Genomic DNA, 26,403 nt, shown 5'->3' on the forward strand with positions numbered 1-26,403 from the left:
CTAGTTCCTGGCCTAGTTCCTGGGCCGGCCCAGGGCGTCCGTGCCCGGCAGGCCCAGGGGGATCTCCTTCATCTTGCCCAGGCCGTCGCGGCTACGATGGTCGACGCCCATGCCCATGGGCGACTCCCGATAGCGCCTGTCGGCCTCCTGCCGGGCGGCCTGCTGGTCGAAGCCGGCGCGCTTGGCCGCCTCGATGGGGGCGGCGTATTCCGGGGCCTTGCGCGCGGCCTCGCCCCAACGCTCGTCGCAGCGCTCCTCCTCGCGCCGGTTGAGGCCGACGGCGCGGGCGTTGGCGCAGCCGGTCCCGCTGCCGCGCAGGGCCGTCCTGGCGTCGCCGCCGGGCTGGGCGGCGGGCAGGGGCGCTGGATGCTCGGCGTTCCCGTGTCCGCGCGCGTCCGTCGCCGGCGCCGCCACGAAGGGGGAGGGGGCGATTCCCGCCGGGGCCGGCCGTCGGGCCTCGCGCGGATTCGCCAGGGGCGAAGCGGGGGCGGAAGAGGCGGCCGCGGCCGGGGTTTCGACGGCCTCGCGGGGCCGCTCGCGCGGGGTTGGACTGACCAGGTCGATGGTCACCGTCGAGACCGCGTCCAGGTCGGGGAACACCGCCCGCACCGGCAGGGCCAGCCAGGCCAGGACCAGCAGGTGCAGCGCCGCCGACCCGCCGGCCAGCGCCCAGAACCGCTTGTCGCGCCTGGGTTCGCTCCGTTGATCCAGCAGGCGTGTTATGGACGGCGCGGCGGCTTGGACCACGAATGACTCGGCGAACAAGGGCGGGTTGTGAAGCGAGGCTGGCGATCGCCTATGGCGAAAGCGTGGCCCTCTAAACGCTCCATTAACCGACGCGGAAGCCGGCGATTGACGTGGAGCGCCTTCGCGAGTAGGTTCCGCGCTCTTTTCGAGGTGGGTCTTGCGCCCGTCCTGATGAGCGTCCGTCCATAAACCGACGGCAGGCCCGCCGGAACGCTTTCCGCGTCCCGGCGAGTTTCGTGTTTATCGGGTCTCCAACCGGAGCCTTGAAGCCGGAAAGAAGAACAACAAGGACCCTGAAGCGCCTCGGCCGAAAGGCACACGCTTCCATCAGAGCAGAGACTTAATGCCTACCGTCAACCAGCTCATCCGCAAGCCGCGCTCTCCGAAGCCGGTCCGGAACAAGGTGCCCGCCCTGAAGGGCTGCCCCCAACGTCGCGGCGTCTGCACCCGCGTCTACACGACGACCCCGAAGAAGCCGAACTCGGCTCTGCGTAAGGTCGCCAAGGTCCGTCTGACCACCGGCATCGAAGCCGTGTGCTACATCCCGGGCGAAGGCCACAACCTGCAGGAGCACTCGGTGGTGCTCATCCGCGGCGGCCGCGTCAAGGACTTGCCCGGCGTCCGCTACCACATCCTGCGCGGCGTCCTCGACACCCAAGGTGTCAAGGATCGTAAGCAGCGTCGTTCGCTCTACGGCGCCAAGCGTCCGAAGTAAGGAATAGAAGAAGATGTCCCGCCGCCGTCGCGCCGAGAAACGCCAAGTCCTGCCGGATCCCAAGTTTGGGGACCTGATCGTCACGAAGTTCATGAACTACGTGATGTACGAGGGCAAAAAAGCCGTCGCTGAAAACATCATCTATGGTGCTTTCGACATCCTGGAAAACAAGCGCAAGGACCAAGGTCCGCTTGAGACCTTCCACTCCGCCCTGGACAACGTCGCCCCGGCGATCGAAGTCCGGTCGCGCCGCGTCGGCGGCGCCACCTATCAGGTGCCCGTGGAAGTCCGTCCGGACCGTCGTCGCGCCCTGGCCATCCGTTGGCTGGTGACCGCCGCTCGCAAGCGCGGCGAAAACACCATGACCGAAAAGCTGGCTGGTGAGCTCCTCGACGCTTCCAACAACCGCGGCACCGCGGTGAAGAAGCGCGAAGACACCCACAAGATGGCTGAAGCCAACCGGGCCTTCTCGCACTACCGCTGGTAAGCTTTCTTACCAGCACTCTTTCAGGCGCGGGCGGTTTGCGATAAACCGCCCGCGCCGCACGTTTAAATCCCGGTCGTGTCCGTCAGGGCCGTCCCGTTTCGCAGAGCGATCGCTATGCCCCGCACGCATAAAATCGAAGACTACCGCAACTTCGGCATCATGGCCCACATCGACGCGGGCAAGACGACGACGACCGAGCGGATCCTGTATTACACCGGTAAGTCGCACAAGATCGGCGAAGTCCACGACGGCGCCGCGACCATGGACTGGATGGAGCAGGAGCAAGAGCGCGGCATCACCATCACGTCGGCCGCGACGACCGCTTTCTGGAACGACAAGCGCCTCAACATCATCGACACCCCCGGGCACGTCGACTTCACCATCGAAGTCGAGCGCTCGCTGCGCGTTCTCGACGGCGCCGTGACGGTGCTGGACGGTAACGCCGGCGTCGAGCCGCAGACCGAAACCGTCTGGCGCCAGGCCGACAAGTACCGCGTGCCGCGTATCGTGTTCGTCAACAAGATGGACAAGATCGGCGCCGACTTCGACAAGTCGGTCGAGTCGATCCGCGACCGCCTCGGCGCCAAGGCCGTGCCGATCCAATTCCCGATCGGTTCGGAATCGAACCTGAAGGGCCTCGTGGACCTGGTCCGCATGAAGGCCGTGGTCTGGGACAACGACGGCCTGGGCGCGACCTACCGCGACGAAGAAATCCCGGCCGACCTGCTGGACAAGGCCGTGGAAGCCCGCGCCTATCTGGTCGAGAACGCCGTCGAGCTCGATGACGACGCGATGGAAGCCTATCTGGGCGGCGAAGAGCCCTCGGAAGAAACCATCAAGAAGTGCATCCGCAAGGCCGTGCTGAACGGCGCGTTCTACCCGATCCTCTGCGGCTCGGCCTTCAAGAACAAGGGCGTGCAGCCCCTGCTGGACGCCGTCGTCGACTACCTGCCGTCGCCGCTGGACATCCCGCCGACCAAGGGCATCGACTTCAAGACCGAAGAAGAAATCACCCGCAAGGCCTCGGACGAAGAGCCCCTGTCGGTTCTGGCGTTCAAGATCATGGACGACCCCTTCGTCGGTTCGCTGACCTTCTGCCGCCTGTACTCGGGCAAGATGGAAACCGGCATGAGCCTGCTGAACTCGACGCGCGACAAGCGCGAGCGGGTCGGCCGCATGCTGCTCATGCACTCCAACAACCGCGAAGACATCAAGGAAGCCTACGCCGGCGACATCGTCGCCCTGGCCGGCCTCAAGGACACCCGCACGGGCGACACCCTGTGCGATCCGCTGAAGTCGCCGGTGATCCTGGAGCGCATGGAATTCCCGGCGCCCGTCATCGAGATCGCCGTCGAGCCCAAGTCGAAGGCCGACCAGGAGAAGCTGGGCGTCGCCCTGCAGAAGCTGGCCGCCGAAGATCCGTCCTTCACCGTCTCGACCGACTTCGAAAGCGGCCAGACGATCCTGAAGGGCATGGGCGAACTGCACCTGGACATCAAGATCGACATCCTGAAGCGGACCTACAAGGTCGAAGCCAACATCGGCGCGCCGCAGGTTGCCTATCGTGAATCGCTGGGCCGCAAGGTCGACATCGACTACACCCACAAGAAGCAGACCGGTGGTACGGGCCAGTTCGCCCGCGTCATGATCACCTTCGAGCCGGGCGAGCCGGGTTCGGGCTTCATCTTCGAAAGCGCCATCGTCGGCGGCGCCGTGCCGAAGGAATACATCCCGGGCGTCCAGAAGGGCCTGGAATCGGTCAAGGACAACGGCCTGCTGGCCGGCTTCCCGCTGATCGACTTCAAGGCGACCCTGACGGACGGCAAGTACCACGACGTCGACTCGTCGGTCCTGGCCTTCGAAATCGCCTCGCGCGCCGCCTTCAAGGAACTGCGCGAAAAGGGCAGCCCCAAGCTGCTCGAGCCGATCATGAAGGTCGAGGTCGTGACCCCGGAAGAGTACCTGGGTTCGGTCATCGGCGACCTGAACAGCCGTCGCGGCATGATCCAGGGTCAAGACATGCGCGGCAACGCGACGGTCGTGAACGCCTTCGTTCCGCTGGCCAACATGTTCGGTTACGTGAACACCCTGCGGGGCATGTCGCAAGGCCGCGCCCAGTTCAGCATGGTCTACGATCACTACGAGCCGGTGCCGCAGCACGTCGCCGACGAAGTGATCAAGAAGTACGCCTAAGCGTTTCGTCCCCGGACGACACGTTTAGCGGAAGAGTAGGGCGGGTCCTTTTGGGATCCGCCCGCCCAAACCCCAGAAGTTCAACCAACGGCCCCTCTGGGGTCCTGGAGCTAAGAAGATGGCCAAGGAAAAGTTCGAACGTAATAAGCCGCACTGCAACATCGGCACCATCGGTCACGTTGACCATGGCAAGACGACGCTGACGGCCGCGATCACGATCACGCTGGCGAAGTCGGGCGGCGCGACCGCCAAGAACTACGCCGACATCGACGCCGCGCCGGAAGAAAAGGCCCGCGGCATCACGATCAACACGGCTCACGTCGAGTATGAGACGGCCAACCGTCACTACGCTCACGTCGACTGCCCCGGCCACGCCGACTACGTGAAGAACATGATCACGGGCGCGGCGCAGATGGACGGCGCGATCCTGGTGGTTTCGGCCGCCGACGGCCCGATGCCGCAGACCCGCGAGCACATCCTGCTGGCCCGTCAGGTCGGCGTGCCGGCCCTGGTCGTGTTCATGAACAAGGTCGACATGGTCGACGACGAAGAGCTGCTCGAGCTCGTCGAAATGGAAGTGCGCGAGCTGCTGAGCTCGTACCAGTTCCCGGGCGACGACATCCCGATCACCAAGGGTTCGGCCCTGGCCGCCGTGGAAAACCGCGACGCCAACATCGGCGAAGAGAAGATCCTCGAGCTGATGGCTTCGGTCGACGCCTACATCCCGCAGCCGGAACGCCCGATCGATCAGGCCTTCCTGATGCCGGTCGAAGACGTGTTCTCGATCTCGGGCCGCGGCACCGTGGTGACCGGTCGCGTCGAGCGCGGCATCGTGAAGGTCGGTGAAGAAGTCGAAATCGTCGGCATCCGTCCGGTCCAGAAGACGACCTGCACGGGCGTCGAAATGTTCCGCAAGCTGCTCGACCAAGGTCAGGCCGGCGACAACGTGGGCGTGCTGCTGCGCGGCACCAAGCGCGAAGACGTCGAGCGCGGCCAGGTGCTGTGCAAGCCGGGTTCGATCACCCCGCACACCAAGTTCGTGGCCGAGGCCTACATCCTCACCAAGGAAGAAGGCGGTCGTCACACCCCGTTCTTCACCAACTACCGCCCGCAGTTCTACTTCCGCACCACGGACGTGACCGGGATCATCAAGCTGCGCGAAGGCGTGGAAATGATCATGCCGGGCGACAACGCCGAGCTGGACGTCGAGCTGATCACCCCGATCGCCATGGAAGAGAAGCTCCGCTTCGCCATCCGTGAAGGCGGCCGCACCGTCGGCGCCGGCGTCGTCGCCAAGATCGTCGAGTAATCGACGCTTCTTAGCTTCGGCTGACAAAGCGAAGGCCCCGGAGGAAACTCCGGGGCCTTTTCTTTTGCCTGATCCCTGAAGGGGGAGCCCTGCCGCCTGATCCCTCTCCCCTTGCGGGAGAGGGTGGTCTGCGAAGCAGGTCGGGTGAGGGGTCTCTCAGATCTCAAAGCCGCGTGCAGCGGTCAGGCCGGGCGGAGCGTCTCAAGTCTGAGAGACCCCTCATCCGTCGGCCTTCGGCCGCCACCTTCTCCCGCAAGGGGAGAAGGATCGCTGACGGGGACAGAGCGCCCTCGATCCCCGGCGACCGCGCCCGAGACCCCAACCAATCCAGTCCCTTACAAATTTCTCAGCGCTCTGGATCAGACGCGCTGAAACCCGCTGCATAATCAGAGCTGTCCCGTCGCGGGGAGAGGGCGCAAGGATCCGGCCCGAAGCGTGCGACGGCGATGCGATCGAGCGGGGCTGAAGGAGCGGCGAGAGCCGGGCCTGAAGGCTTAAATGAGGATGGGGGACGTAAACCCATCCATCGGGAGCTTGCCTGTAATAGGCTCCCGCCCGTCCGAGGGTCCGCTCCGGCGCCTTCTGTCTGCACGCGATGGCTAGCGAAGCTTACAGCCCGGTTCCGGGGAAGGCACACGCCGAAGGGGGTGAAGGGCGGAAAAGGCCCGCGCGCCCCGGCCTGAGGTCAAGAACGATCGCGCGGGGCGTCGGAGCTTCGTCGAAACGGTATTCAAACTCACAGCTCCGGGCGAGGCCCGGACGCCCCGCGCCCTCTCCGATCAACTCGTAGCGAAAGCGCGAGGACGAACCGCCGTGCTTTCCCCCTCCGGCCCTCCGGGCCACCTCCCCCAGGGGGGAGGATCTTGACGCCTCGGATGCTCCCCCTCTGGGGGAGCTGTCGCGGAGCGACTGAGGGGGCCGCGCGTCCGCGCGGCGCCCAAAGAAAAAGGCGGCGGGTCCTTTCGAACCCGCCGCCCCAGTTTTCAACCTAGGTTCTGGTCTAAGCCGTCAGGCTTAGAACTTGGCCTTGATCGCCACGTAGAAGCGGCGGCCGAGCACGTCGTAGGTCGACGGATCGGTGTTGGCCTGGACGTAGGAGGTGAAGGTCGGCGGATCCTTGTCGGCCAGGTTGGTGACGCCGCCCCGGATGGAGTAGGTGTCCGTCACGCGCCAGGTGCCGTTCAGGTCGAAGTAGTTGACGGCCTTGATCTTCTGGGTGGCCACCGCGGCGTCGGTCATTTCGCCGATGTAGCGCCAGCGGACGCCCAGATCCACCGGACCGATGGCGTAGGTCAGGGTGGTGGCGTGCTTCCACTCGGGGTGGGCCACGGCGACCGAGCTGATCGAGGTGTTGCCGATCGTGCCCTTCAGCTCTTCGAACTCCTCGCCCGGCAGGCTCTGGATCTTGAAGGTGTTGAGCCAGGTGCCGACCACGTTCAGCTTGATCGAGCCGTACTTGTCGTCGAGGCCGACGGCGCCGAGACCGAAGCCCCAGTCGACCTGGAAGTCCACGCCCGAGGTCTTGAACTCGGCCAGGTTCAGGTTCGTCAGCGTCATCGTGTCGATTTCGCCGGTCGAGGTGTTACGCGTGAACAGGCTGCAGTAGTACGAGGCGTTGGCGTCGCCGTTGTAGCACTTCTCCAGCACGGTCGAGGCGTCGATGGTGCCGATCGCGTCCTTGATGTCGATCGAGTAGAAGTCGACCGACAGCGACAGCTTTTCGAACAGCGGGCTCTCCAGGCGCGGGGTCCAGACGGTGCCGACGCTGAAGGTGTTGCTGGTCTCTTCCTGCAGGTCCGGATTGCCGCCGCTGAGGGCGTTGATCTGGCCGTTGGCGTAGGTGTAGCTGTCGATGATCGCCGACGGCACGCCCTGCGCCAGGCACTGGGTGCGGACGCTGGCGGCGTTGGAGCCGGTGCGGGCCGAGCTGTCGATCGCGCAGGGATCCTCGTCGATCGCCGGGTAGCCCTGGTTCTGCGGCGAGTACAGTTCGCCGATCGACGGGGCCCGGACGGCGCGCTGGTAGCCGCCGCGCAGACGGAAGCCGTCGAAGACCTCCCAGTCGCCGTCGATCTTGTAGGCGCCGACGCTGCCGACCGTCTCGTAGTCCGACAGGCGGTAGCCGAGCGACAGGTTCAGTTCCTTGACGAAGGGCAGGTCCTTCAGGATCGGCACCAAGGCTTCGCCGTACAGTTCATAGACGTCGGTCGAGGCGTCGATGGCGTCGGCGGCGTTGAATCCCACGACGTCGCCGGTCGAGAGCAGGCTGTCGGGCACGTACTGGAAGCTGTCGAACTTGTAGTCGACGCCCACGGCGGCGCGGACTTCACCGGCCGGCAGGTTGAACAGGCCGCCCTGGACGTTGAACTCGACGACGCGCTGGTCGGCGGCGGTCCAGTTCTTGGTCGTGCGCGAGATGTAGCTGCGGCACGAGTCGGTCAGGGCGTTGTTGCCGAACGGGTCATAGCCGCCGGTGCAGATGCTGGCCCCGCCGTCGGCCGCGTCGAGCAGGGTCTGGACCGCCGAGTGGCTGACGTTGCCCGACTGGATCTCGTTCTGCTCCGAGCGGCCGAACGAGGCGTAGGCGTCGTACGTCCAGTCCTTGAAGCCGGTCTCGCCGCGAACGCCGCCGGCGATCTGGAAGACGTTGAAGGTCGTCTGCGAGATCCGCGCGCCGACGTCGGTGAAGCGCTTGCGCAGCAGGAAGTCGGCGGTCGGGTCCGCGCGGCTGGCCAGGATGGTCGACAGGTCGTCCGGGATGAACGGGTTGGTGACCGGCACGGAGAAGCCGGTCGAGCTGGCGGCCGGCGACGGGGCCAGCTGGGTGCGCGAGTCGTAGTGGGTGAAGGCGAACGAGCCGTAGAACTCGGCGTGTTCGTTCACTTCGTACTCGGCGGCGCTGTAGACCGAGTAGCGGGTCAGCGGCAGCTGCATCAGGTTCAGCGCGCCGGTGTTGTAGGTGCCGTTCACCGGGATCGTCGAATAGTCGATCGCGGTCGAGCCGGTGTAGTTGACGCCGTTGTAGAACAGCGTGCCGTCGTCGTTGAAGCCGAGGTTGGCGCTCGCCTTCACGGTGCCGGCGGTATAGCCGTACTTGGCGAACACGGCGTCGATGGCGGCCTGGGTCGGCAGGTTGGTGCCGGTGGCGTCGTAGCGGCCGTACGGGGTGGTCGACGAGGCGCCCGAGACCTTGGCGAAGTCGCGAGCGGAGTTGAACACTTCGCCGCGCTGGGTGTAGCCGACCGACAGGACGGCGTGGCCGCGGTCATCGGCGAACTTGCCGCCGGCGGCGAAGGCCAGCGAGCTTTCCTTGCCGTCGCCGCGTTCGGTCTCGCCGTATTGGGAGTCGAACATCAGGCCGGTGAAGTTCTTGTTGAGCTTGAAGTTGACCACGCCCGACAGCGAGTCCGAACCGTAGGTCGCCGAGGCGCCGCCGGTGATGACCTCGATGTTCTGGATCAGGGTCTGCGGGATGATGTTGATGTCGACGGTGCCGTCCGAGTTGGACGGAACCACGCGGTGGCCGTCGAGCAGGACCATCGTGCGCTGGCTCCCCAGGCCGCGCAGGTCGATGTTGGCCTGACCGCCGTTCGACGGGTTGTTCGAGGTCGACGACACGGCCGGCACGAACTGCGGCATCTGGTTCAGCAGGGTGTCGACGGTGACCGAACCGGTCTTCTCGATCGCGGCCTGATCCATGGTCATGATCGGGCTGTTCGACACGTAGTCGCGGCGCGCGATGCGCGAGCCCGTGACGACGACTTCTTCGACGGCGGCCGGTTCGTCTTTCGTCTGGGCCTGCGCCAACGCGGGCGCTGCCGTCATGGCGATGACGAGCGCGGACGCGCTCAGCAGATAGGTATTTCTAGCCATTCATAGTCCCCAGTATTCGCCAAAGCGTCGCCGCAATGGTCGTGATGGCGAAATAAAATTCCGCCGTAAGGGGAGGGATGGGGGCCTTTTGTTTCTCAATTGTGAGATGAAGGTTCTGTAAAATGTATACGAATTACAATATCGAATAAACTAAAGTAGGGTTCAGTCGCATACCGACGTATACTGGATGTCATTGGAATATTTGCGGCAATCTATGCCTCCCTATCTGAAACAAACCGGCGTTCTCTCGGTCTGGTGATATCTTGTGGCAATGTTGGCGCGCGTGGCGGGAAGGCCACACCCCGTGTCCGCGTTTCGTCATGGCGGCGCCGGCGCCTAAACGGTAGTCTTTCGCCCATGTCCGATGCTTCCGCCCGCCTTCGCCCCGCTCTCGAATGGCGCGCGTCCGGGCGGGCCGCGCGCATCGACCGCTGGACGCCGGACGAGACGGCCGTGGGCCTGTCGTTCGACGGTCGTCCCCACACCGTGCTGATGGCCACGCCCACCGAGGTCGAGGACCTGGCGCGGGGCTTCACCATCACCGAAGGCGTCGCCCGGCCTGGAGACATCCTGTCCGTCGAGGTCAAGCCGGACGCGCTGGGCGTGCTGGTCGACATCCGCCTGGTCGAAGGTGCGGCGCGCCGCAAGGCCCGTCCGCGCAACCTGGAAGGCCGGTCGAGCTGTGGCCTGTGCGGCGTCCAGCGCCTGGCCGACGCCGTCCGGCCGCTGCCGCCGGCGGGGGAGGGCGTTCGCGTCGCCCACCAGGCCGTGACGGCCGCCCTGGCGAATCTGGAAGAGGCTCAAGCCCTGGGCCGCAGCACCCGCGCCACCCATGCGGCGGCCTTCTGCGACGCCGAAGGCCGGGTCGTGCTGCTGCGTGAAGATGTCGGCCGTCACAACGCGCTGGACAAGCTGGCCGGGGTCATGGCGCGCGAAGGCCGCGACGCCGGGGCCGGTTTCGTGCTGGTGACCAGCCGTTGCTCGTTCGAGATGGTCGAGAAGGCCGTGCGCATGGGGGCGGGCATGATCGTGGCGGTGTCCGCGCCGACCGACCTGGCCGTGAGCCGGGCCGAGGAGTCCGGCCTGACCCTGGTGGCCCTGGCCCGCGCCGACGGCCACATGGTGTTTTCCCGTCCCGACCGCCTGGTCGAGGCGGTTCTGGAGCAAGCGTGATGGCCGACGACGCCAACAATCCCGGCGCCAAGATCCCGGGCGTGAAGCCCTATGGCGGCCCGGCCGGCGGCTGGGGCGCGCTTAAGGCCGTGGCCGGCGCCCTGGCCGACCAGGAAACCGTGGTCGAGGGCGGCAAGACCCTGATGCGGGCCAACCAGCCCGAGGGCTTCGATTGTCCCGGCTGCGCCTGGCCCGATCCCAAGCACACCTCGTCGTTCGAGTTCTGCGAGAACGGGGCCAAGGCCGTGGCCTGGGAGGCGACCAGCAAACGCGCTACGCCCGAGGTCTTCGCCGCTCATACGGTCAGCGAGCTTTTGACCTGGAGCGACCACGCCATCGAGGACCTGGGTCGCCTGACCCATCCCATGGCCTATGATCCGGCCAGCGACCGCTACCTGCCGATCGAATGGGGCGAGGCCTTCGCCCGCGCCGGCGCGGCGCTGCAAGCCATGGACAATCCGCACCAGGCCGAGTTCTACGCCTCGGGCCGGGCCAGCAACGAGGCGGCGTTCCTGTTCCAGCTCCTGGGCCGCAAGGTCGGGACCAACAATTTCCCCGACTGCTCCAACATGTGCCACGAGCCGACCAGCGTCGGCCTGCCGGACTCGCTGGGCATGGGCAAGGGCTCGGTCAGCCTAGAGGATTTCGACCACGCCGACCTGATCCTGTGCTTTGGCCACAACCCCGGCACCAACCACCCGCGGATGATGGCCACCCTGCGCGAAGCCTCGCGGCGCGGCGCGACGATCATGGCCTTCAACCCGCTGGTCGAGCGGGCCCTGGAGCGGTTCGCCTCGCCGCAGGATCCGGTCGAGATGGCGACCCTGTCCTCGACCCCGATCGCCTCGCGCTATTATCAAGTGAACGTCGGCGGCGATGCGGCCGTGCTGCAGGGGCTGATGAAGGCCGTGCTGGCCTTCGACCGCGCCGCGCGCGAGGCCGGCGAGCCGGCGATCCTCGACGACGACTTCATCGCCGAGCACACGGCCGGCTTCGAGGCCCTGGTCGCCCAGCTGGACGCCGCATCCTGGGACGAGATCGTCGCCGTCGGCGGCCTGTCGCGCGCCGAGCTCGAGGAAGCCGCCGCCATCTATGCGCGGTCCAGCGCCGTGATCCTCTGCTACGGCATGGGCCTGACCCAGCACCGCAACTCGTCCAGCACCGTGCAGCAGCTGGTCAACCTGCTGCTGCTGCGTGGCAACATGGGTCGGCCGGGGGCGGGGATCTGCCCGCTGCGGGGCCATTCCAACGTCCAGGGCGACCGCACGGTCGGCATCTGGGAGAAGCCGTCGGCGGCGCTGCTCGACAGCCTGGGCCAAGTGTTCGGCTTCACTCCGCCGCGCGATCACGGCCACACCGTGGTCGAGGCCATCGAGGCCATGGAAGCGGGCGATATCAAGGTGTTCATCGGCCTGGGCGGCAACTTCGCCGTCGCCGCGCCCGATCCGCTGCGCAGCCACGCGGCCATGCGCAAGGTCGACCTTGCCGTCCACATCGCCACCAAGCCCAACCGTACGCACCTGCTGGTCGGACCCGAGGTGCTGCTGCTGCCGTGCCTGGGTCGAACCGAGATGGACGTGCAGGGCGGCGTGCGCCAGTCGGTGACGGTCGAGGACTCGATGTCGATGGTCCACGCCTCGCGCGGTCTGAACCCGCCGGCCTCTGAGCACCTGATGTCCGAGCCGGCCATCGTCGCCGGGATCGCCCGTTTGGCTCTGGGCGAGGCGGATCCGGTCGACTGGGAAGGCCAGGTCGCCGATTACGACCGCATCCGCGACCTGATCGAACGGGTCTTTCCGACCGCCTTCACCGACTACAACACCCGCGTCCGCCAGCCCGGCGGTTTCCGCCTGCCGCTGCCGCACGCCGAGCGGAAGTGGAACACCCCCTCGGGCAAGGCCAACTTCCTGACCCATCCGGGGCTCGATGATCCGCGCAAGGGCGACGCCTCCGTCCTGCTGTTGACCACCCTGCGCAGCCACGACCAGTACAACACCACCATCTATGGCGAGAACGACCGCTACCGAGGCGTCTTCGGGCGGCGCGACGTGGTCTTCGTCCACCCCGACGACCTGGCCGAGCGCGGAATCCGCGAGGGAGACGCCATCGATCTGGCCGCCGCCTTCGATGAAACCGGAGCGAGAGTCGTTCGATCCTTTACGGCCGTCGCTAGAAAAATTCCGCGCGGGTGCGTCGCCGCATACTATCCGGAAACCAATGCTCTGGTAGCGCTGGAGGATCACGACCGGCGAAGTGGTACGCCGGCCTACAAGTCGGCGCCGGTGCGGCTTTCGCTGCACGGCGGCTGACCGGGCCGTCTCCACCGTCCGGCGTTGTCCGCAAGGACGAGGGAGCAGGGCGGTGGACAGAGCACTGCAGGCGCGGGTCATCGAGGCCGCCGATCTCGGCGTGGCCGAGCGCGCGCGCTGGAACGCCCTGCGCGCCGCCGATCCGCTGCTGGGCGGACCCTATTTCGATCTTCGCTATATAGAGACGGCCGCTGACTGCGCCCCGGGCGCGCGGATCGCGGTGCTGGAGCGCGGCGGTCGCATCGTCGGCTTCCTGCCGTTCCAACGGCGCGGCTCGCTGCTGCAGCCGCTGGGCGCGCCGATGAGCGACTTCCACGGCCTGGTCGCCGAGCCTGATGTCGAGCTTTCCACGGTGCTGGCCCTGTTGGGCGCCGAACGCATGCGGGTCAGCGGCCTGGTCACCCGCGAGCCGGCCGGCGAGCTGTCGGTGCGTCACGCCATGGCCGCCGACCTTTCGGGCGGCTTCGAGGCCTACCAGGCCAGCCGCAGCGCCGCCTTCCTGAAGGACAAGCGCCGGCGGGCCCGCGCGCTGGAGCGCGACCACGGCGAGACGGTCTTCACCTTCGAGCGCCCGGCTCCGGATCTGCTGGCCTGGCTGGTCGCCCAGAAGCGCGAGCAGATCCGCCGCACCCATCAGCACGACATCTTTGCCTGTGGCTGGACCCAGGACCTGCTGCTGCGCCTGGCCGAGCACGACGCGCCCGACTTCGGCCTGCGGTTGGCGGTGCTGCGAGCGGGCGGGACGATCGTCGCCGCCGAACTGGGCCTGACCGCCGGCGATCGCCATCACCTGTGGTTCCCGATCTACGACCCGGCCTTCGCCCGCTACTCGCCGGGCGCGCTGATGACGCTGGAGACCCTGCGCGTCGCGGCCGAGCGCGGCGTCGTCCGCGTGGACTTCGGTCCCAGCGAGGAAGCCTACAAGGAAGACTTCGCCGATCCGATGGAGACGGTGCTGGAGGGCGCGATCGCCGTCCGGCCGTCGCTGATGGCGCACCTGAAGGGCGCGCCTGGCGTCGATCGCATCGACGAGGTCGGCAAGCGCCTGGCGCGCCGTCTTGACCGCATCGCCGCCTGCGAGCCCGGCCTGATCGGCCAGGTCAAGGGCGGCGCCAGTTTCGTCACCGGCCTGGGTCGTCGCCATCCGAAGGTGGGGGCGGGGCTGGGCGCCGGCATCGGCGTCATCGGACTTGGAGTGAGCCTCGGCCTGCTGGCCGACTAGGGCGCGGCGATCGCGCCCCGGATTAGAAGTGAGGGAGGAACGCCAATGACCCGTCTCGTCGCGCCCTGGTCGTCCGACCAGATCCAGAGCTTCCGCAAGGCCCCCGTCACCTTCCGCCACAACCTCGCCGAAACCGGCCTGTTCGACGATGACGCCCTGGCGCGCCTGCTCGACGCCTATCCGGCCGAGCTCTACGACATCAACCTGTTCGACTTCGACGCCGAGGGCCAGGCGACCATGCGCACCGGCGCCCGCGGCCGCCTGCCGGGCCGAGAGGTGCTGGCCGGGGTCAAGGAAGGTCGCATCTGGGTGCAGCTGCGCCGAGCCGAGGCCTGGTATCCGGCCCTTACCCCGCTGATGAACCAGGCCTTCGCGGAGATCGCCGGCGAGGCGAGGGGCTTCTCGCCCGTCCAGCTGAACGGCCAGCTGATCATGTCGGCCCCCGGCGCCAAGGTGCCGTTCCACGCCGACGCGCCCGGCGTCATCCTGTTCCACCTGCGTGGCCGCAAGCGGATCTGGATCTATCCGCCCGACGAGGCCCACATGCCCCAGCAGGGCATGGAGAACATCCTGCTCAAGCAGCAGACCGAGGACCTGCCCTATCGCCGCGACATGGACGCCGGGGCCGTGGTCTACGACCTCGAGCCCGGCACGGCCGCCGCCTGGCCGCTGCACGCGCCGCACCGGATCGAGAACCTCGGCACGTTCAACGTCTCGCTGTCGGTGGACTACCAGACCTGGGGCTCGCGCCTGACCAACGGCGCGCACTACGCCAACGGCGTGCTGCGCCGTTGGGGCTTGACGGTGGCGGCCATGGACAAGACGCCTATGGCGGCCCGGGCCGGCCTCTGGGCGGCCTCGCTGGGCCTCAAGCGCCTGCGGCTGGTCGAGGACCGGATCAAGGCCTTCGAGCGCACCTTCGAGATCGGCGACGCCCAGAAGGCGGCTTGATCGGGTACGTGACAACCGCGTCATGACCTCGATTTAAGTCGTCCTGGCGGGTCTCGCCGACTAGCGTTCCCTCAACGCAACGCCATCCGAGGGGACAAACAGATGCGCGCACTCTTCAGCCTGGCCGCCGGTGCGGCCGTCCTGGCCCTGGCCGGAACCGCTTCGGCCTCCGAAGCCAATGTGAAGATCAAGGACGCCGTCGCCCGCGTCGTGGTCATTCCCGAAGCCCGCAGCGACGTGAAGGTCGAGTTCTTGACCCGCAATTCGTCGCTGCCGCTGGAGGTCCGCGTCGTCGGCGGCCAGACGATCATCGACGGGAACCTGCACCTCAAGCGCATCCAGAGCTGCAACGGCTCGGGAGACGCCGCCTCGGTGAAGGTGCGCAACCTCGGCGTCGTGAAGTGGGCCGACATCCCGCAGGTGGTCGTGCGCGTGCCGCAGAACGTCTCGGTCGGGGCTTCCGGCGCGGTCTACGGCAGCATCGGCCGCAGCGACAGCGTCGAGCTGGCCAACGCCGGTTGCGGCGATTGGACGGTGGCCAACACCAAGGGCAAGCTTGAGATCAGCCTGGCGGGATCGGGCGACACCAAGGCCGGCAACGCCGACCGCGTCGAGATCAGCCTGGCCGGGTCCGGCGACATCAGCCTGCAGGAAGTGCGCGAGCTGGAAGTGGCGATCGCCGGTTCGGGCGACGTGAAGGCCGCGGCGATCCGCGGCGGCGACATCGACGTCAGCATCGCCGGCTCGGGCGGGGTCAAGATCACTCAAGGCCGGGCCCGCGACCTCGACGTCAGCATCATGGGCTCGGGCGACGTCAATTTCGGCGGCGAGGCCGACAAGGTGTCGCTGTCGGTGGCCGGCTCGGGCGACGTCCGCGTCGCCAAGGTCAACGGCCCGGTCAAGAAGTCGTCCATGGGCTCGGGCAACATCTATATCGGCCAGTGAGCCGACCGGCTCCACACCCACGTAGCCCTATATAAAGAAGAACGCCCCGGAGCTTTCGCTCCGGGGCGTCTTGCTGTCCGTCGGGTCCCGCCTTTGGGAGGAGGGGGGAGGGCGGGGCCCTTGAGGCGCGTGGGCACGCGCCGCGGACGATCGGTCGGAGCCTTCCCGCCGAAAAGGGAAGGTCCGGGCTTCCGCTTAGCGGACGCCGAAGCCGAACAGGTCGCTGGCTTGGGCCAGGTCGGCGCCGGCGGCGTTGCGGGCCTTCAGGCTGCCGCCGAAGGTGTAGCGCACGCCGATCTTGACCGCGTCCGACTTCAGGTCGGCCAGGTCTTCGGATTCGGTGTGGGTGTACTTGCCGAAGGTCGACCAGCCCGAGTTGGCGAACTTGTATTCGCCGCCCAGGTTCACGTCCCAGGCGTCGGCGTCGATCGAGGAGTCGATCTTGGCGTAGCCGAGGCCGGCGTCCAGACGGAAGTCGTCCGAGACGAAGTAGTTGGCCGTGCCGCGGACGGTCCACAGGTCGGCGTCCAGGTCGTTCGACTGGCCGTAGGCGACCAGGCCCGTCAGGGTGACGTTGCCCAGGTACTTCTGGGCTTCGCCGCCGACGGCCCACAGGGTGTCGTTCTGCGGACGCGACAGGGCGGTGAAGCCGCCGACGCGCCAGCCGTCGCCGACCGTGGTGGTCAGGTGAGCGGCGCCCGAGGCGACGGTTTCGTCAGCGATGTCGTTGTCCGAGATCGAGACGTCGCCGTTCAGGGTGACGGTCCACGAACCGGTCGGGACGGCGACCGAGCCGTCGATCTTCACCGAGGTGCCGTCGGCGTTGGCGACGCTGGTGTCGAGGTTGTTGTAGTTCACGGCGGCGCCGACCGAACCGATGTTCTGGGCGAAGGCGGGAGCCGAAACGGCCACGGCCAGGACGGCGGCGGCGGCGAACAGTTGGGTCTTCATAGTGGGTAATCCCCTTACTCATGTGGGCTCGCCGGCGGGCGGTCGTTTTGGGGGAGGGCCTCCCGTCCGGCGAGCGGGGCGGATCTATGAAGGTTCGATGACGGCCGCAAGGCTTCGTCTGACCGTTGAAGGCCGGATGGTGCGCAAATACTACACTTGCAGGCACGAATTCCGTCCCTATACGCGCGGGTCGCGCATAAAGATTGTGTCCATCTAGCGGCGGGCGGTGAACAATGCTCTTTGAGGCCTTGTTTTCGCCGTCTCCATTAAGGGGGCTCGCGCGGGGTAGGGAAGTATTAATCAAACCCTTCCGAAACCCCGCCCGGGGCGCTTGACGAAACCGATTCAGGCACGTAAAAGCGCCCCTCTGTTGGACCGGCTGTGAGCTCTAGGGCTCAAACGCGGTTCGCAAGCGACCCGTACCCTAGCGTCCTTCTCATCCAGAGGAGGGTTCTCCTCGGAGGACGGCGAGGTTGTGGATCACCGGCCCTCGCAGGCGACTGCGCGGGCCAATTTGTTTTGCGGACGCTGCGTTCGGACGTCTCGAAAGAGGAGTCCGGGTTGGTCTTTGAAATGGTTCGAGACGCGGGCGCAGCCCACTAGGAAACCGAGCGATATGGATCGTCAGAACATCCGCATCCGGCTCAAGGCCTTCGATCACCGCGTGTTGGATCATTCCACGCGCGAGATCGTGAACACGGCCAAGCGCACGGGTGCGACGGTGCGGGGCCCCATCCCCCTGCCCACGCTTATCGAAAAATTCACCGTCAACCGCTCGCCGCACGTCGACAAGAAGTCGCGCGAGCAGTTCGAGATCCGTACGCACAAGCGCGTTCTCGACATCGTTGACCCGACTCCGCAGACCGTGGACGCGCTGATGAAGCTCGACCTGTCGGCCGGCGTTGACGTCGAAATCAAGCTGTAAGGAGGGCCGAACTGATGACTCTCCCCGCTAACCGCACCGGCCTGATCGCCAAGAAGCTCGGCATGACCCGCTTCTTCGACGAAGTTGGCCAGCACGTGCCGGTCACCGTCCTGTCGCTCGACGGTTGCCAGGTTATCGCTCAGCGCACGGTCGAGAAGGACGGTTACACCGCCCTGCAGCTCGGCGCCGGTGCTCGCAAGCCCAAGAACACCTCGAAGGCCCAACGTGGTCACTTCGGCAAGAACTCGGTCGAGCCCAAGCGGATCGTCGCCGAATTCCGCGTCGAAGAAGCCGCTCTGATCGAAGTGGGCGCGGAATTCACCGCCGACCACTACGTCGCCGGCCAGAAGGTCGACATCCAGGGCGTCACCGTCGGTAAGGGTTTCGCCGGCGCCATGAAGCGCTGGAACTTCGGTGGTCTCCGCGCCACCCACGGTGTCTCGGTCTCGCACCGTTCGCACGGTTCGACCGGTAACCGCCAGGATCCGGGCCGTACGTTCCCGGGCAAGAAGATGGCTGGTCACCTCGGTCAAGAAACCGTCACCACCCTCAACGTCACCGTCTGGAAGGTGGACGTCGAGCGCGGCCTGATCCTGGTCAAGGGCGCCGTCCCCGGCCATGAAGGCAGCTACGTGAAGATCCGCGACGCCGTGAAGAAGGCCGCTCCGGCCGATCTGCCGCGTCCGGGCGCCTTCCGTAAGGCTGGTGAAGCCGCTCCGGCTGCTGAAACCCCCGCTGAAGAGGCCCCCGCGGCGACGACCGAAGAGGGCGAAGGCTAATGAAACTCGACGTCATCAAACTTGACGGCGGCAAGGCCGGCTCCGTGGATCTCGACGACGCCATCTTCGGCATCGAAGACATCCGCGGCGACATCCTGCAGCGCGTCGTGACCTGGCAGCTGGCCAAGCGCCGCTCGGGCAACCACAAGATTCAGGTTCGTAACGAGGTCTCTCGTACGAGCAAGAAGATGTACAAGCAGAAGGGCACCGGCGGCGCTCGTCACGGTTCGCGCCGTGCGGCTCAATTCGTCGGCGGCGCCAAGGCCCACGGCCCTGTCGTCCGCAGCCACGCCTTCGATCTTCCCAAGAAGATCCGGGCTCTGGCTCTGCGTCACGCCCTGTCGTCGAAGGCCAAGGCCGGCTCGCTGGTCGTGCTGGACAGCGTGGTTCTGACCGAAGCGAAGACGGCCGCTCTGCGCGCCACCTTCGACAAGATCGGCCTGAAGAACGCCCTGGTCATCGCCGGTCCGGAAGTGGACGCGAACTTCAAGCTCGCCGCCCGCAACATTCCGAACGTGGACGTGCTGCCGAACGCCGGCCTGAACGTCTACGACGTGCTGCGTCGCCAAACCCTCGTCCTGACCAAGGACGCGGTCGAAGCGATCTCGGCCCGTTTCGCTGAGAAGGAAGCCGCCTAATGGCCGCCACCGCTCGCCACTACGACACGATCCTGTCGCCGGTGATCACCGAAAAGTCGACCCTGCTCAGCGAGCTGAACAAGGTTGTCTTCAAGGTGGCCGCCGACGCGACGAAGGACGAAATCGCCGCCGCTGTCGAAGAGCTGTTCAAAGTCAAGGTCACCAAGGTCAACACCCTGGTCACCAAGGGCAAGACCAAGCGCTTCCGCGGCATCGTCGGACGCCGTTCCGACGTCAAGAAAGCGATCGTGACCCTGGCCGAAGGCCAGTCGATCGACATCACGACGGGGCTCTAAGACATGGCCTTGAAGCACTTTAACCCGACCAGCCCCGGCCAGCGCGGCCTGGTGCTGATCGACCGCAGCGAGCTCCACAAGGGCCGTCCGGAAAAGAAGCTCGTTGAGGGCCTCTCGAAGTCCGGCGGTCGTGGCGGCAACGGCCGCATCGCCGTCCGCTTCCGCGGCGGCGGCGCCAAGCGCCTCTACCGTCTGGTGGACTTCAAGCGTCGCAAGCAAGGCGTGGCCACGGTCGTTCGTCTCGAGTACGACCCGAACCGCACCGCCTTCATCGCCCTGATCAAGTATCAGGACGGCGAGCTGAGCTACATCCTGGCCCCGCAACGCCTCAAGGCCGGCGACGAAGTCGTCACCGCCGACAAGGTCGACGTGAAGCCGGGCAACGCTTCGCCGCTGCGCACGCTGCCGATCGGCACGATCATCCACAACGTCGAGCTGAAGCCCGCCAAGGGCGGTCAGATCGCCCGTTCGGCTGGCGCCTACGCCCAGCTGGTCGGTCGTGACGCCGGCTACGCCCAGATCCGCCTGAACTCGGGCGAGCTGCGCATGGTCCTCGACACCTGCATGGCCACCGTCGGCGCGGTCTCCAACCCCGACCACATGAACGAAAACCTCGGCAAGGCCGGTCGTGTTCGTCACATGGGTCGTCGCCCGCACGTCCGCGGCGTCGCCATGAACCCGGTCGACCACCCCCACGGTGGTGGTGAAGGCCGCACCTCGGGCGGCCGCCACCCGGTGACCCCGGCTGGTAAGCCGACCAAGGGCGCCAAGACCCGCGTCAACAAGGCCACGGACAAGTTCATCATCCGTTCGCGCCACAAAGCGAAGAAGGGCCGCTAAGCCATGACCCGCTCCGTCTGGAAAGGCCCGTTTGTCGACGGGTACCTCCTGAAGAAGGCCGACGCCGCTCTCGCGTCGGGCCGCAAGGACGTCATCAAGACCTGGTCGCGTCGTTCGACCATCATGCCGCAGTTCGTCGGCCTGGTGTTCGGCGTCCACAACGGCCAAAAGCACGTCCCGGTCTCCGTGTCGGAAGACATGGTCGGCATGAAGTTCGGTGAGTTCGCTCCCACCCGTAACTTCCCCGGCCACGCCGCCGACAAGAAGGCCAAGAGGAAGTAATCATGGCCAAGCAAAAGCAAGCTCGCCGCCTTGAAGGCGTTGAGGCGATGGCCAAGGTGCGCACCCTGCGCACCAGCGCCCGCAAGCTGAACCTGGTCGCTCAGTCCATCCGTGGCCTGAACGTCCAGCGCGCTCTGAACGAGCTCGAATTCAGCCACAAGCGCATCGCCCAGGACGTCCGCAAGGCGCTGTACTCGGCGATCTCCAACGCCGAGAACAACCACAACCTCGACATCGACTCGCTGGTCGTGTCCGAGGCCTATGTGGGCAAGAACCTGGTGATGAAGCGTTTCTCGCCGCGTGCTCGCGGTCGGGCCACGCGCGTTGAAAAGCCGTTCTCCGAGATCACCATCGTGGTCCGCGAACTGGGTGAGGCCGCCTGATGGGTCAGAAAGTCAATCCGGTCGGGCTGCGGCTCGGCGTGAACCGCACCTGGGACAGCCGTTGGTTCTCCGACGGCGCCCAGTACGGCAAGCTGCTGCACCAGGACCTCGCGGTCCGCACGATGCTGAAGAAGCGCCTGTATCAAGCCGGCGTTTCGCGGATCATCATCGAGCGTCCGCACAAGAAGTGCCGCGTCACGATCTATGCCGCCCGTCCGGGCGTCATCATCGGCAAGAAGGGCGCTGACATCGAGAAGCTCCGCAAGGACCTCTCGGTGATGACCGAAGGCGACGTCCACCTGAACATCGTCGAGATCCGCAAGCCGGAAACCGACGCTCAGCTGGTCGCCGAGTCGATCGCTCAGCAGCTCGAGCGCCGGATCGCCTTCCGTCGCGCCATGAAGCGTTCGATCCAGTCGGCCGTGCGCCTCGGCGCCAAGGGCATCCGGATCAACGTTTCGGGCCGCCTCGGCGGCGCGGAAATCGCCCGCATGGAATGGTACCGCGAAGGTCGCGTGCCGCTGCACACGCTGCGCGCCGACATCGACTACGGTTTCGCGGAAGCCAAGACCACCTACGGCATCATCGGCGTGAAGACCTGGATCTTCAAAGGCGAAGTGCTGGAGCATGACCCGATGGCGCTGGACAAGCGTCTCGCTTCTGAATCCGGCCCGGCCGGCGAAGGCGGCGGACGTGAGCGCGGCGATCGCTCGGACCGCGGCGACCGCGGCCGTCGCAATCGGGACTAAGGATAGAGCGCTATGCTGTCACCGAAGAAAACCAAGTTCCGCAAGCAGTTCAAGGGCCGTATCCACGGCGCTTCGAAGGGCGGCACCCTGCTGAACTTCGGCTCCTACGGCCTTAAGGCCGTTGAGCCGGAGCGCATCACGGCTCGCCAGATCGAAGCTGCTCGTCGGGCCATCACCCGCCAGATGAAGCGTCAAGGCCGTGTCTGGATCCGCATCTTCCCGGACGTGCCGGTCACCGGCAAGCCCGCTGAAGTCCGGATGGGTAAGGGCAAGGGCGCCGTCGACTACTGGGCCGCTCGCGTGGCCCCCGGCCGCATCATGTTCGAAATCGACGGCGTGCCGGACGATGTCGCGCGTGAAGCGCTGCGCCTCGGCGCGGCGAAGCTGCCGATCCGCACTCGTGTGGTCACCCGCCTCGACGCGGGCGTGGCCGTGGAGGCTTGAGGCTCATGAAGATCGCCGACATCCGGGGCATGACCCCCGATCAGCTCGCCGAAACCCTGCTGACCCTGAAGAAGGAGCAGTTCAACCTGCGCTTCCAAGGTGCGACGGGCCAGGTCGAGAAGACCCACCGCGTCAACGAAATCCGCAAGGATATCGCGCGGATCAAGACCGTGCTGCGCGCCAAGGCCGCGGCTTAAGGAGAACGATATGCCCAAGCGTATCCTCGAAGGGGTCGTCGTCTCCGACAAGGGTGACAAGACCGTGGTGGTGAAGGTGGAACGCACCATCGTCCACCCCCTTCTGAAGAAGATCGTGCGCCGCTCTAAGAAGTACCACGCGCACGACGAAGCCAATGTGTACAAGACGGGCGAAACCATTCGCATCGTCGAGTGCGCTCCGAAGTCCAAGCTGAAGACCTGGGAAGTGCTTCCCAAGGCTTCGGCTTAATATCTGGAAGGTCTAAACCATGATCCAGATGCAAACTAACCTGGACGTCGCCGACAACTCTGGCGCTCGCCGGGTCATGTGCATCAAGGTGTTGGGCGGCGCAGGCCGTCGCTACGCCAGCGTTGGCGACGTCATCGTCGTCTCCGTGAAGGAAGCCATCCCGCGCGGTCGCGTGAAGAAGGGTGACGTTCTGCGCGCCGTCGTGGTTCGCGTGAACCAAGGCCTGAAGCGCAAAGACGGTTCGATGATCCGCTTCGACAAGAACGCGGCCGTCATCGTCAACAAGCAGAGCGAGCCGGTCGGCACGCGGATCTTCGGCCCGGTTCCCCGCGAACTGCGCGCCAAGAACCACATGAAGATCATCTCCCTCGCGCCGGAGGTGCTGTAATGGCTGCTAAGATCAAGAAGGGCGACCGCGTCGTCGTTCTGGCCGGCAAGGACAAGGGCAAGCAAGGCGCTGTGTCCCAGGTCCTGCCGAAGGAAAACCGGGTTGTCGTGGAGGGCGTGAACATGGTCGCCCGCCACACCAAGCCGACCCAAGCCGACCCCCAGGGCGGCATCAAGCACAAGGAAGCCGCGCTGCACGTCTCGAACGTCGCCATCGTGGATTCCAACGGCAAGCCCACCCGCGTCGGCTTCAAGATCGAAGGCGACAAGAAGGTGCGCGTCGCCAAGACGACCGGCGAGGTGATCAATGGCTGATCAAGCTTACGAGCCCCGGCTGAAGACCGTTTATCGCGAGCGCATCCGCGCCGCGATGAAGGAGCAGTTCGGCTACACCAACGAGATGCAGATCCCCAAGCTGGACAAGATCGTCCTGAACATGGGCGTCGGCGAGGCGGTGGCTGACTCCAAGAAGGTCCAGACGGCCATCAAGGATCTGACGGCGATCGCCGGTCAGAAGCCGGTCGCCACGAAGGCCCGCAAGTCCATCGCCGGCTTCAAGCTGCGCGAAGGCATGGTGGTCGGCGCCAAGGTGACCCTCCGCAAGGACCGGATGTTCGAATTCCTGGACCGCCTGGTCACGATCGCGCTGCCGCGCGTGAAGGACTTCCGCGGCCTGAACGGCAAGAGCTTCGACGGCCGTGGCAACTACGCCATGGGCCTGAAGGAGCACCTGGTGTTCCCGGAAATCAACTATGACCAGATCGAACAGATCTGGGGCATGGACATCATCGTCTGCACCACTGCGAAGTCCGACCAGGAAGCCAAGGCTCTCCTGAAGGAATTCCAGTTCCCGTTCGTCAACTAAGAGAGCGGGAAGGGAAAAGCACATGGCCAAGAAAAGCGCCGTCAACCGCAACGAAGCCGTCAAGGCTCTCGTCAAGCAACTCGCCGACAAGCGCGCCGCGCTGAAGGCGATCGCCAACGACGAGACCCTGCCGCTCGAAGAACGCTTCGAAGCTCGCCTGAAGCTCGCGAAGCTGCCCCGTTCGTCGTCGCCGGTTCGCATCCGCAACCGCTGCGAAGTCACGGGCCGCCCGCGCGCCTATTACCGCAAGCTGAAGATGAGCCGGGTTGCGCTCCGCGAGCTGGGCTCGCAGGGCCTGATCCCCGGTCTCGTCAAGTCGAGCTGGTGAGGACGATCATATGTCGATGAACGACCCCCTGAGCGACCTGATCGCTCGCATCAAGAACGCCGCCACGCGCAAGCGCTCCAAGGTCTCGACGCCGGCTTCCAAGCTGCGCGCCCGCGTCCTCGACGTGCTGGCCGACGAAGGCTACATCCGCGGCTACTCGCTCGTCGAGAAGCCCGGTGCGTTCCCCGAATTCGAGATCGAGCTCAAGTACTTCGACGGTGAGCCCGTGATCGCCGAGATCAGCCGCGTGTCCAAGCCTGGCCGTCGCGTCTATTCGTCGATCAAGGACCTCAAGCCGATCAAGAACGGCCTGGGCATCTCGATCCTTTCGACGCCGAAGGGCGTCATGTCGGACACCGCTGCTCGCGACGCTAACGTCGGCGGCGAAGTCCTCTGCCGCGTCTACTAGGCGCGGGAGGGAAAGAGCATGTCACGTATCGGTAAGAAAGCCGTCGCAATCCCCTCGGGCGTCACCCTGACGCTCGAAGGCCAGACGGTCACGGTGAAGGGCCCCAAGGGTCAGTCGTCGTGGACCATCGCCGACGAGATCGAGATCAAGCAAGAGGGCTCCGAGCTCTCGCTGACTCCTCGCGACGATACCAAGCGCGCCAAGGCGATGTGGGGCCTGTCCCGCACCCTGGTGGCCAACATGGTGCACGGCGTCACCGCCGGCTTCGAGGAAACCCTCGAGCTGGTCGGCGTCGGTTACCGCGCGGCCATGAAGGGCACCGCCCTGAGCCTCCAGCTCGGTTTCAGCCACGATGTGGACGTCCCGGCCCCGGCCGGCATCACGTTCGCCGTGCCGAAGCAAACCGAAATCAAGATCGCCGGCTCTGACAAGCAGGCGGTCGGCGAGATTGCCGCGAAGATCCGCCGCATTCGTCCGCCGGAGCCCTACAAGGGCAAGGGCGTGCGTTATGCTGGCGAGAAGGTTCGCCGCAAGGAAGGCAAGAAGAAGTAAGCCATGGCGCTCTCACCTCGCGAATCCGCCGTGCGTCGCGCTCAGCGCAACCGCACCCGTCTCAAGTCGCTGGCCAATGGCCGTCCGCGCTTGTCGGTCTTCCGTTCGTCCAAGAACATCTACGCCCAGGTCATCGATGATGAACGCGGCGTGACCCTGGCGTCGGCTTCCACTCTGGAAGCCGACAGCAAGGGCGCGGACAAGGACGCGGCCGCCGCCGTCGGCAAGCTCGTCGCCGAGCGCGCGATCGAAAAGGGCGTCAAGGACGTCGTCTTCGATCGTGGCGGCTACATCTTCCACGGACGGGTGAAAGCCCTGGCCGACGCCGCGCGCGAAGCCGGCCTGAACTTCTAAGGGAAACACAATGGCTCGTGGTGACCAACAGCGCGGTGAAGGCGGTCAACGCCGTGACCGTCGCGACCGCAACGCCCCCGAAGAGCGGGTCGACAGCGACATCGTCGAAAAGCTCGTCCACATCAACCGCGTCGCCGCCACCGTTAAGGGCGGCCGTCGCTTCAGCTTCGCCGCTCTGATGGTCGTTGGCGACCAAAAGGGCCGCGTCGGCTTCGGTCATGGCAAGGCGCGTGAAGTGCCGGAAGCCATCCGCAAGGCGACCGAAGAAGCCAAGAAGACCATGATCCGCGTCCCGCTCCGCGAGTCGCGCACCCTGCACCACGACGGCGCTGGCCGTTGGGGCGCTGGCAAGGTCATGATGCGCGCTGCCCCTCCGGGCACGGGCGTCATCGCCGGTGGTCCGATGCGCGCGGTTCTCGAAACCCTGGGCGTCCAGGACGTCGTGGCCAAGTCGACGGGTTCCTCGAACCCGTACAACATGGTTCGCGCCACGTTCGAGGCCCTGAAGGTTCAATCGTCGCCCCGCCAGATCGCCGCCAAGCGCGGCAAGAAGGTCGGCGACATCCTCGGCCGCCGCGCCGACGGAGCTTCGGCTCCGGACGCTATCGAGGGCTAAGTCATGGCTGAAGCTAAGCAAGTCACGGTCCGCCAAACCGGCAGCCCGATCCGTCGCGAAAAGGACCAGCGCGCCACGCTCGCCGGTCTGGGTCTCAACAAGCTGGGCCGCACGTCCACGCTGGAAGACACCCCGTCGGTCCGCGGCATGATCCGTAAGGTCGCGCACCTGCTGGAAATCGTCGAGTAAGTCTGTTACACGACGACCCAAGATCGCCACCCCGGTGAAAACCGG

General features: G+C 66.0%; 32 protein-coding genes. 29 read left to right on the forward strand and 3 right to left on the reverse strand.

Annotated elements, in window-relative coordinates; all coding sequences use genetic code 11:
- Window positions 1–12: 12 nt before the first annotated feature.
- Window positions 13–747 carry a hypothetical protein gene (locus AC07NG_RS01595; RefSeq protein ID WP_494591733.1) on the reverse strand — a complete coding sequence of 245 codons (735 nt, stop codon included), beginning with the start codon at window positions 745–747 and terminating at the stop codon, window positions 13–15.
- Between the two features lie 343 nt (window positions 748–1,090).
- On the opposite strand from AC07NG_RS01595, the gene rpsL reads away from it, so the two are divergent.
- The 4 genes from rpsL to tuf all read left to right on the forward strand — a co-directional run bounded on the left by rpsL (window position 1,091) and on the right by tuf (window position 5,451).
- Window positions 1,091–1,462 carry a 30S ribosomal protein S12 gene (gene rpsL / locus AC07NG_RS01600; protein WP_058350131.1) on the forward strand — a complete coding sequence of 124 codons (372 nt, stop codon included), beginning with the start codon at window positions 1,091–1,093 and terminating at the stop codon, window positions 1,460–1,462.
- Window positions 1,463–1,475: 13 nt separating this feature from the next.
- A complete protein-coding gene (gene rpsG, locus AC07NG_RS01605; RefSeq protein WP_007661568.1) occupies window positions 1,476–1,949 on the forward strand; it encodes a 30S ribosomal protein S7 in 474 nt (157 codons plus the stop codon).
- Between the two features lie 114 nt (window positions 1,950–2,063).
- Entirely contained in the window at window positions 2,064–4,142 is a 2,079-nt protein-coding gene (gene fusA, locus AC07NG_RS01610; protein ID WP_110121625.1) for an elongation factor G, read from the forward strand.
- Between the two features lie 118 nt (window positions 4,143–4,260).
- Window positions 4,261–5,451, forward strand: a complete 1,191-nt coding sequence (tuf, locus tag AC07NG_RS01615) for an elongation factor Tu (RefSeq protein WP_101719590.1) — start codon at window positions 4,261–4,263, stop codon at window positions 5,449–5,451.
- Window positions 5,452–6,465: 1,014 nt separating this feature from the next.
- On the opposite strand, the gene AC07NG_RS01620 is transcribed toward tuf, so the two are convergent.
- Complete coding sequence (locus AC07NG_RS01620; RefSeq protein ID WP_494591737.1) at window positions 6,466–9,324, reverse strand: TonB-dependent receptor domain-containing protein; 2,859 nt, start codon at window positions 9,322–9,324, stop codon at window positions 6,466–6,468.
- Between the two features lie 357 nt (window positions 9,325–9,681).
- On the opposite strand from AC07NG_RS01620, the gene fdhD reads away from it, so the two are divergent.
- The 5 genes from fdhD (at window position 9,682) to AC07NG_RS01645 (ending at window position 15,924) form a co-directional block, all read left to right on the forward strand.
- Window positions 9,682–10,497 (forward strand): formate dehydrogenase accessory sulfurtransferase FdhD, encoded by an 816-nt coding sequence (gene fdhD / locus AC07NG_RS01625; protein ID WP_494591739.1) that lies wholly within the window; start codon window positions 9,682–9,684, stop codon window positions 10,495–10,497.
- Window positions 10,497–12,806 (forward strand): FdhF/YdeP family oxidoreductase, encoded by a 2,310-nt coding sequence (locus AC07NG_RS01630; RefSeq protein ID WP_494591741.1) that lies wholly within the window; start codon window positions 10,497–10,499, stop codon window positions 12,804–12,806. Before fdhD ends, AC07NG_RS01630 begins: the two co-directional genes overlap by 1 nt.
- A 52-nt stretch (window positions 12,807–12,858) precedes the next feature.
- Window positions 12,859–14,028, forward strand: coding sequence for a GNAT family N-acetyltransferase (locus AC07NG_RS01635; RefSeq protein WP_494591743.1), 1,170 nt, complete (start codon window positions 12,859–12,861; stop codon window positions 14,026–14,028).
- 45 nt (window positions 14,029–14,073) lie between these two features.
- Entirely contained in the window at window positions 14,074–14,979 is a 906-nt protein-coding gene (locus AC07NG_RS01640) for a transcriptional regulator (protein WP_494591745.1), read from the forward strand.
- 102 nt (window positions 14,980–15,081) lie between these two features.
- A complete protein-coding gene (locus tag AC07NG_RS01645) occupies window positions 15,082–15,924 on the forward strand; it encodes a GIN domain-containing protein (RefSeq protein WP_487289601.1) in 843 nt (280 codons plus the stop codon).
- Window positions 15,925–16,119: 195 nt separating this feature from the next.
- Here AC07NG_RS01645 and AC07NG_RS01650 read toward each other — a convergent pair whose 3' ends face one another.
- Window positions 16,120–16,875, reverse strand: a complete 756-nt coding sequence (locus AC07NG_RS01650) for an outer membrane protein (RefSeq protein WP_494591747.1) — start codon at window positions 16,873–16,875, stop codon at window positions 16,120–16,122.
- 616 nt (window positions 16,876–17,491) lie between these two features.
- Between AC07NG_RS01650 and rpsJ the strand changes: the two genes are divergently transcribed.
- Genes rpsJ through rpmD form a run of 20 tightly spaced genes read left to right on the forward strand, consistent with a single transcriptional unit; the run spans window position 17,492 to window position 26,358 of the window.
- Complete coding sequence (gene rpsJ / locus AC07NG_RS01655; RefSeq protein ID WP_004616952.1) at window positions 17,492–17,800, forward strand: 30S ribosomal protein S10; 309 nt, start codon at window positions 17,492–17,494, stop codon at window positions 17,798–17,800.
- Between the two features lie 14 nt (window positions 17,801–17,814).
- A complete protein-coding gene (rplC, locus tag AC07NG_RS01660; RefSeq protein WP_110119910.1) occupies window positions 17,815–18,579 on the forward strand; it encodes a 50S ribosomal protein L3 in 765 nt (254 codons plus the stop codon).
- The gene (gene rplD, locus AC07NG_RS01665; protein WP_110119911.1) at window positions 18,579–19,217 is read left to right on the forward strand and encodes a 50S ribosomal protein L4; all 639 of its coding nucleotides are present in this window, start codon (window positions 18,579–18,581) and stop codon (window positions 19,215–19,217) included. Before rplC ends, rplD begins: the two co-directional genes overlap by 1 nt.
- Entirely contained in the window at window positions 19,217–19,513 is a 297-nt protein-coding gene (locus tag AC07NG_RS01670) for a 50S ribosomal protein L23 (RefSeq protein WP_110119912.1), read from the forward strand. The genes rplD and AC07NG_RS01670 overlap by 1 nt, the downstream gene beginning before the upstream one ends.
- 3 nt (window positions 19,514–19,516) lie before the next feature.
- A complete protein-coding gene (rplB, locus tag AC07NG_RS01675; protein ID WP_110119913.1) occupies window positions 19,517–20,353 on the forward strand; it encodes a 50S ribosomal protein L2 in 837 nt (278 codons plus the stop codon).
- Between the two features lie 3 nt (window positions 20,354–20,356).
- Window positions 20,357–20,635 carry a 30S ribosomal protein S19 gene (gene rpsS / locus AC07NG_RS01680; RefSeq protein ID WP_012285669.1) on the forward strand — a complete coding sequence of 93 codons (279 nt, stop codon included), beginning with the start codon at window positions 20,357–20,359 and terminating at the stop codon, window positions 20,633–20,635.
- Between the two features lie 2 nt (window positions 20,636–20,637).
- Window positions 20,638–21,018, forward strand: a complete 381-nt coding sequence (gene rplV / locus AC07NG_RS01685) for a 50S ribosomal protein L22 (protein WP_058348435.1) — start codon at window positions 20,638–20,640, stop codon at window positions 21,016–21,018.
- A complete protein-coding gene (gene rpsC / locus AC07NG_RS01690) occupies window positions 21,018–21,767 on the forward strand; it encodes a 30S ribosomal protein S3 (protein WP_110119914.1) in 750 nt (249 codons plus the stop codon). The genes rplV and rpsC overlap by 1 nt, the downstream gene beginning before the upstream one ends.
- Before the next feature lie 12 nt (window positions 21,768–21,779).
- Window positions 21,780–22,211: a 50S ribosomal protein L16 gene (rplP, locus tag AC07NG_RS01695; protein ID WP_109455088.1), complete on the forward strand. Its 432-nt coding sequence runs from the start codon at window positions 21,780–21,782 to the stop codon at window positions 22,209–22,211.
- A gap of 5 nt (window positions 22,212–22,216) precedes the next feature.
- Window positions 22,217–22,408, forward strand: a complete 192-nt coding sequence (gene rpmC / locus AC07NG_RS01700) for a 50S ribosomal protein L29 (protein WP_110119915.1) — start codon at window positions 22,217–22,219, stop codon at window positions 22,406–22,408.
- A 10-nt stretch (window positions 22,409–22,418) separates the two neighbouring features.
- A complete protein-coding gene (gene rpsQ / locus AC07NG_RS01705; protein ID WP_101715813.1) occupies window positions 22,419–22,658 on the forward strand; it encodes a 30S ribosomal protein S17 in 240 nt (79 codons plus the stop codon).
- 19 nt (window positions 22,659–22,677) lie between these two features.
- Window positions 22,678–23,046, forward strand: coding sequence for a 50S ribosomal protein L14 (gene rplN, locus AC07NG_RS01710; protein ID WP_058348440.1), 369 nt, complete (start codon window positions 22,678–22,680; stop codon window positions 23,044–23,046).
- On the forward strand, window positions 23,046–23,360 hold the full coding sequence (gene rplX, locus AC07NG_RS01715; RefSeq protein ID WP_110119916.1) for a 50S ribosomal protein L24: 315 nt from the start codon (window positions 23,046–23,048) through the stop codon (window positions 23,358–23,360). Before rplN ends, rplX begins: the two co-directional genes overlap by 1 nt.
- The gene (gene rplE / locus AC07NG_RS01720) at window positions 23,353–23,910 is read left to right on the forward strand and encodes a 50S ribosomal protein L5 (RefSeq protein WP_487289607.1); all 558 of its coding nucleotides are present in this window, start codon (window positions 23,353–23,355) and stop codon (window positions 23,908–23,910) included. Before rplX ends, rplE begins: the two co-directional genes overlap by 8 nt.
- A gap of 22 nt (window positions 23,911–23,932) precedes the next feature.
- Window positions 23,933–24,238: a 30S ribosomal protein S14 gene (gene rpsN, locus AC07NG_RS01725; RefSeq protein WP_110119918.1), complete on the forward strand. Its 306-nt coding sequence runs from the start codon at window positions 23,933–23,935 to the stop codon at window positions 24,236–24,238.
- 10 nt (window positions 24,239–24,248) lie between these two features.
- Entirely contained in the window at window positions 24,249–24,647 is a 399-nt protein-coding gene (gene rpsH, locus AC07NG_RS01730) for a 30S ribosomal protein S8 (protein WP_110119919.1), read from the forward strand.
- A gap of 18 nt (window positions 24,648–24,665) precedes the next feature.
- A complete protein-coding gene (gene rplF / locus AC07NG_RS01735; RefSeq protein ID WP_110119920.1) occupies window positions 24,666–25,199 on the forward strand; it encodes a 50S ribosomal protein L6 in 534 nt (177 codons plus the stop codon).
- A gap of 3 nt (window positions 25,200–25,202) precedes the next feature.
- Window positions 25,203–25,553, forward strand: coding sequence for a 50S ribosomal protein L18 (gene rplR, locus AC07NG_RS01740; protein WP_487289608.1), 351 nt, complete (start codon window positions 25,203–25,205; stop codon window positions 25,551–25,553).
- A 10-nt stretch (window positions 25,554–25,563) separates the two neighbouring features.
- Window positions 25,564–26,169, forward strand: coding sequence for a 30S ribosomal protein S5 (rpsE, locus tag AC07NG_RS01745; protein ID WP_110119922.1), 606 nt, complete (start codon window positions 25,564–25,566; stop codon window positions 26,167–26,169).
- 3 nt (window positions 26,170–26,172) lie between these two features.
- The gene (rpmD, locus tag AC07NG_RS01750) at window positions 26,173–26,358 is read left to right on the forward strand and encodes a 50S ribosomal protein L30 (protein ID WP_099579521.1); all 186 of its coding nucleotides are present in this window, start codon (window positions 26,173–26,175) and stop codon (window positions 26,356–26,358) included.
- Window positions 26,359–26,403: the final 45 nt, after the last annotated feature.

This window comes from Caulobacter sp. GW821-FHT10C03 (assembly GCF_059415485.1).

What these genes read in the sequence shown, in the direction of transcription:
- rpsL (WP_058350131.1), top strand. Translation starts at nt 1,091, where the DNA reads ATGCCTACCGTCAACCAGCTCATCCGCAAGCCGCGCTCTCCGAAGCCG.
- rpsG (WP_007661568.1), top strand. Translation starts at nt 1,476, where the DNA reads ATGTCCCGCCGCCGTCGCGCCGAGAAACGCCAAGTCCTGCCGGATCCC.
- fusA (WP_110121625.1), top strand. Translation starts at nt 2,064, where the DNA reads ATGCCCCGCACGCATAAAATCGAAGACTACCGCAACTTCGGCATCATG.
- tuf (WP_101719590.1), top strand. Translation starts at nt 4,261, where the DNA reads ATGGCCAAGGAAAAGTTCGAACGTAATAAGCCGCACTGCAACATCGGC.
- AC07NG_RS01620 (WP_494591737.1), bottom strand. Translation starts at nt 9,324, where the DNA reads ATGGCTAGAAATACCTATCTGCTGAGCGCGTCCGCGCTCGTCATCGCC.
- fdhD (WP_494591739.1), top strand. Translation starts at nt 9,682, where the DNA reads ATGTCCGATGCTTCCGCCCGCCTTCGCCCCGCTCTCGAATGGCGCGCG.
- AC07NG_RS01630 (WP_494591741.1), top strand. Translation starts at nt 10,497, where the DNA reads ATGGCCGACGACGCCAACAATCCCGGCGCCAAGATCCCGGGCGTGAAG.
- AC07NG_RS01640 (WP_494591745.1), top strand. Translation starts at nt 14,074, where the DNA reads ATGACCCGTCTCGTCGCGCCCTGGTCGTCCGACCAGATCCAGAGCTTC.
- AC07NG_RS01645 (WP_487289601.1), top strand. Translation starts at nt 15,082, where the DNA reads ATGCGCGCACTCTTCAGCCTGGCCGCCGGTGCGGCCGTCCTGGCCCTG.
- AC07NG_RS01650 (WP_494591747.1), bottom strand. Translation starts at nt 16,875, where the DNA reads ATGAAGACCCAACTGTTCGCCGCCGCCGCCGTCCTGGCCGTGGCCGTT.
- rpsJ (WP_004616952.1), top strand. Translation starts at nt 17,492, where the DNA reads ATGGATCGTCAGAACATCCGCATCCGGCTCAAGGCCTTCGATCACCGC.
- rplC (WP_110119910.1), top strand. Translation starts at nt 17,815, where the DNA reads ATGACTCTCCCCGCTAACCGCACCGGCCTGATCGCCAAGAAGCTCGGC.
- rplD (WP_110119911.1), top strand. Translation starts at nt 18,579, where the DNA reads ATGAAACTCGACGTCATCAAACTTGACGGCGGCAAGGCCGGCTCCGTG.
- AC07NG_RS01670 (WP_110119912.1), top strand. Translation starts at nt 19,217, where the DNA reads ATGGCCGCCACCGCTCGCCACTACGACACGATCCTGTCGCCGGTGATC.
- rplB (WP_110119913.1), top strand. Translation starts at nt 19,517, where the DNA reads ATGGCCTTGAAGCACTTTAACCCGACCAGCCCCGGCCAGCGCGGCCTG.
- rpsS (WP_012285669.1), top strand. Translation starts at nt 20,357, where the DNA reads ATGACCCGCTCCGTCTGGAAAGGCCCGTTTGTCGACGGGTACCTCCTG.
- rplV (WP_058348435.1), top strand. Translation starts at nt 20,638, where the DNA reads ATGGCCAAGCAAAAGCAAGCTCGCCGCCTTGAAGGCGTTGAGGCGATG.
- rpsC (WP_110119914.1), top strand. Translation starts at nt 21,018, where the DNA reads ATGGGTCAGAAAGTCAATCCGGTCGGGCTGCGGCTCGGCGTGAACCGC.
- rplP (WP_109455088.1), top strand. Translation starts at nt 21,780, where the DNA reads ATGCTGTCACCGAAGAAAACCAAGTTCCGCAAGCAGTTCAAGGGCCGT.
- rpmC (WP_110119915.1), top strand. Translation starts at nt 22,217, where the DNA reads ATGAAGATCGCCGACATCCGGGGCATGACCCCCGATCAGCTCGCCGAA.
- rpsQ (WP_101715813.1), top strand. Translation starts at nt 22,419, where the DNA reads ATGCCCAAGCGTATCCTCGAAGGGGTCGTCGTCTCCGACAAGGGTGAC.
- rplN (WP_058348440.1), top strand. Translation starts at nt 22,678, where the DNA reads ATGATCCAGATGCAAACTAACCTGGACGTCGCCGACAACTCTGGCGCT.
- rplX (WP_110119916.1), top strand. Translation starts at nt 23,046, where the DNA reads ATGGCTGCTAAGATCAAGAAGGGCGACCGCGTCGTCGTTCTGGCCGGC.
- rplE (WP_487289607.1), top strand. Translation starts at nt 23,353, where the DNA reads ATGGCTGATCAAGCTTACGAGCCCCGGCTGAAGACCGTTTATCGCGAG.
- rpsN (WP_110119918.1), top strand. Translation starts at nt 23,933, where the DNA reads ATGGCCAAGAAAAGCGCCGTCAACCGCAACGAAGCCGTCAAGGCTCTC.
- rpsH (WP_110119919.1), top strand. Translation starts at nt 24,249, where the DNA reads ATGTCGATGAACGACCCCCTGAGCGACCTGATCGCTCGCATCAAGAAC.
- rplF (WP_110119920.1), top strand. Translation starts at nt 24,666, where the DNA reads ATGTCACGTATCGGTAAGAAAGCCGTCGCAATCCCCTCGGGCGTCACC.
- rplR (WP_487289608.1), top strand. Translation starts at nt 25,203, where the DNA reads ATGGCGCTCTCACCTCGCGAATCCGCCGTGCGTCGCGCTCAGCGCAAC.
- rpsE (WP_110119922.1), top strand. Translation starts at nt 25,564, where the DNA reads ATGGCTCGTGGTGACCAACAGCGCGGTGAAGGCGGTCAACGCCGTGAC.
- rpmD (WP_099579521.1), top strand. Translation starts at nt 26,173, where the DNA reads ATGGCTGAAGCTAAGCAAGTCACGGTCCGCCAAACCGGCAGCCCGATC.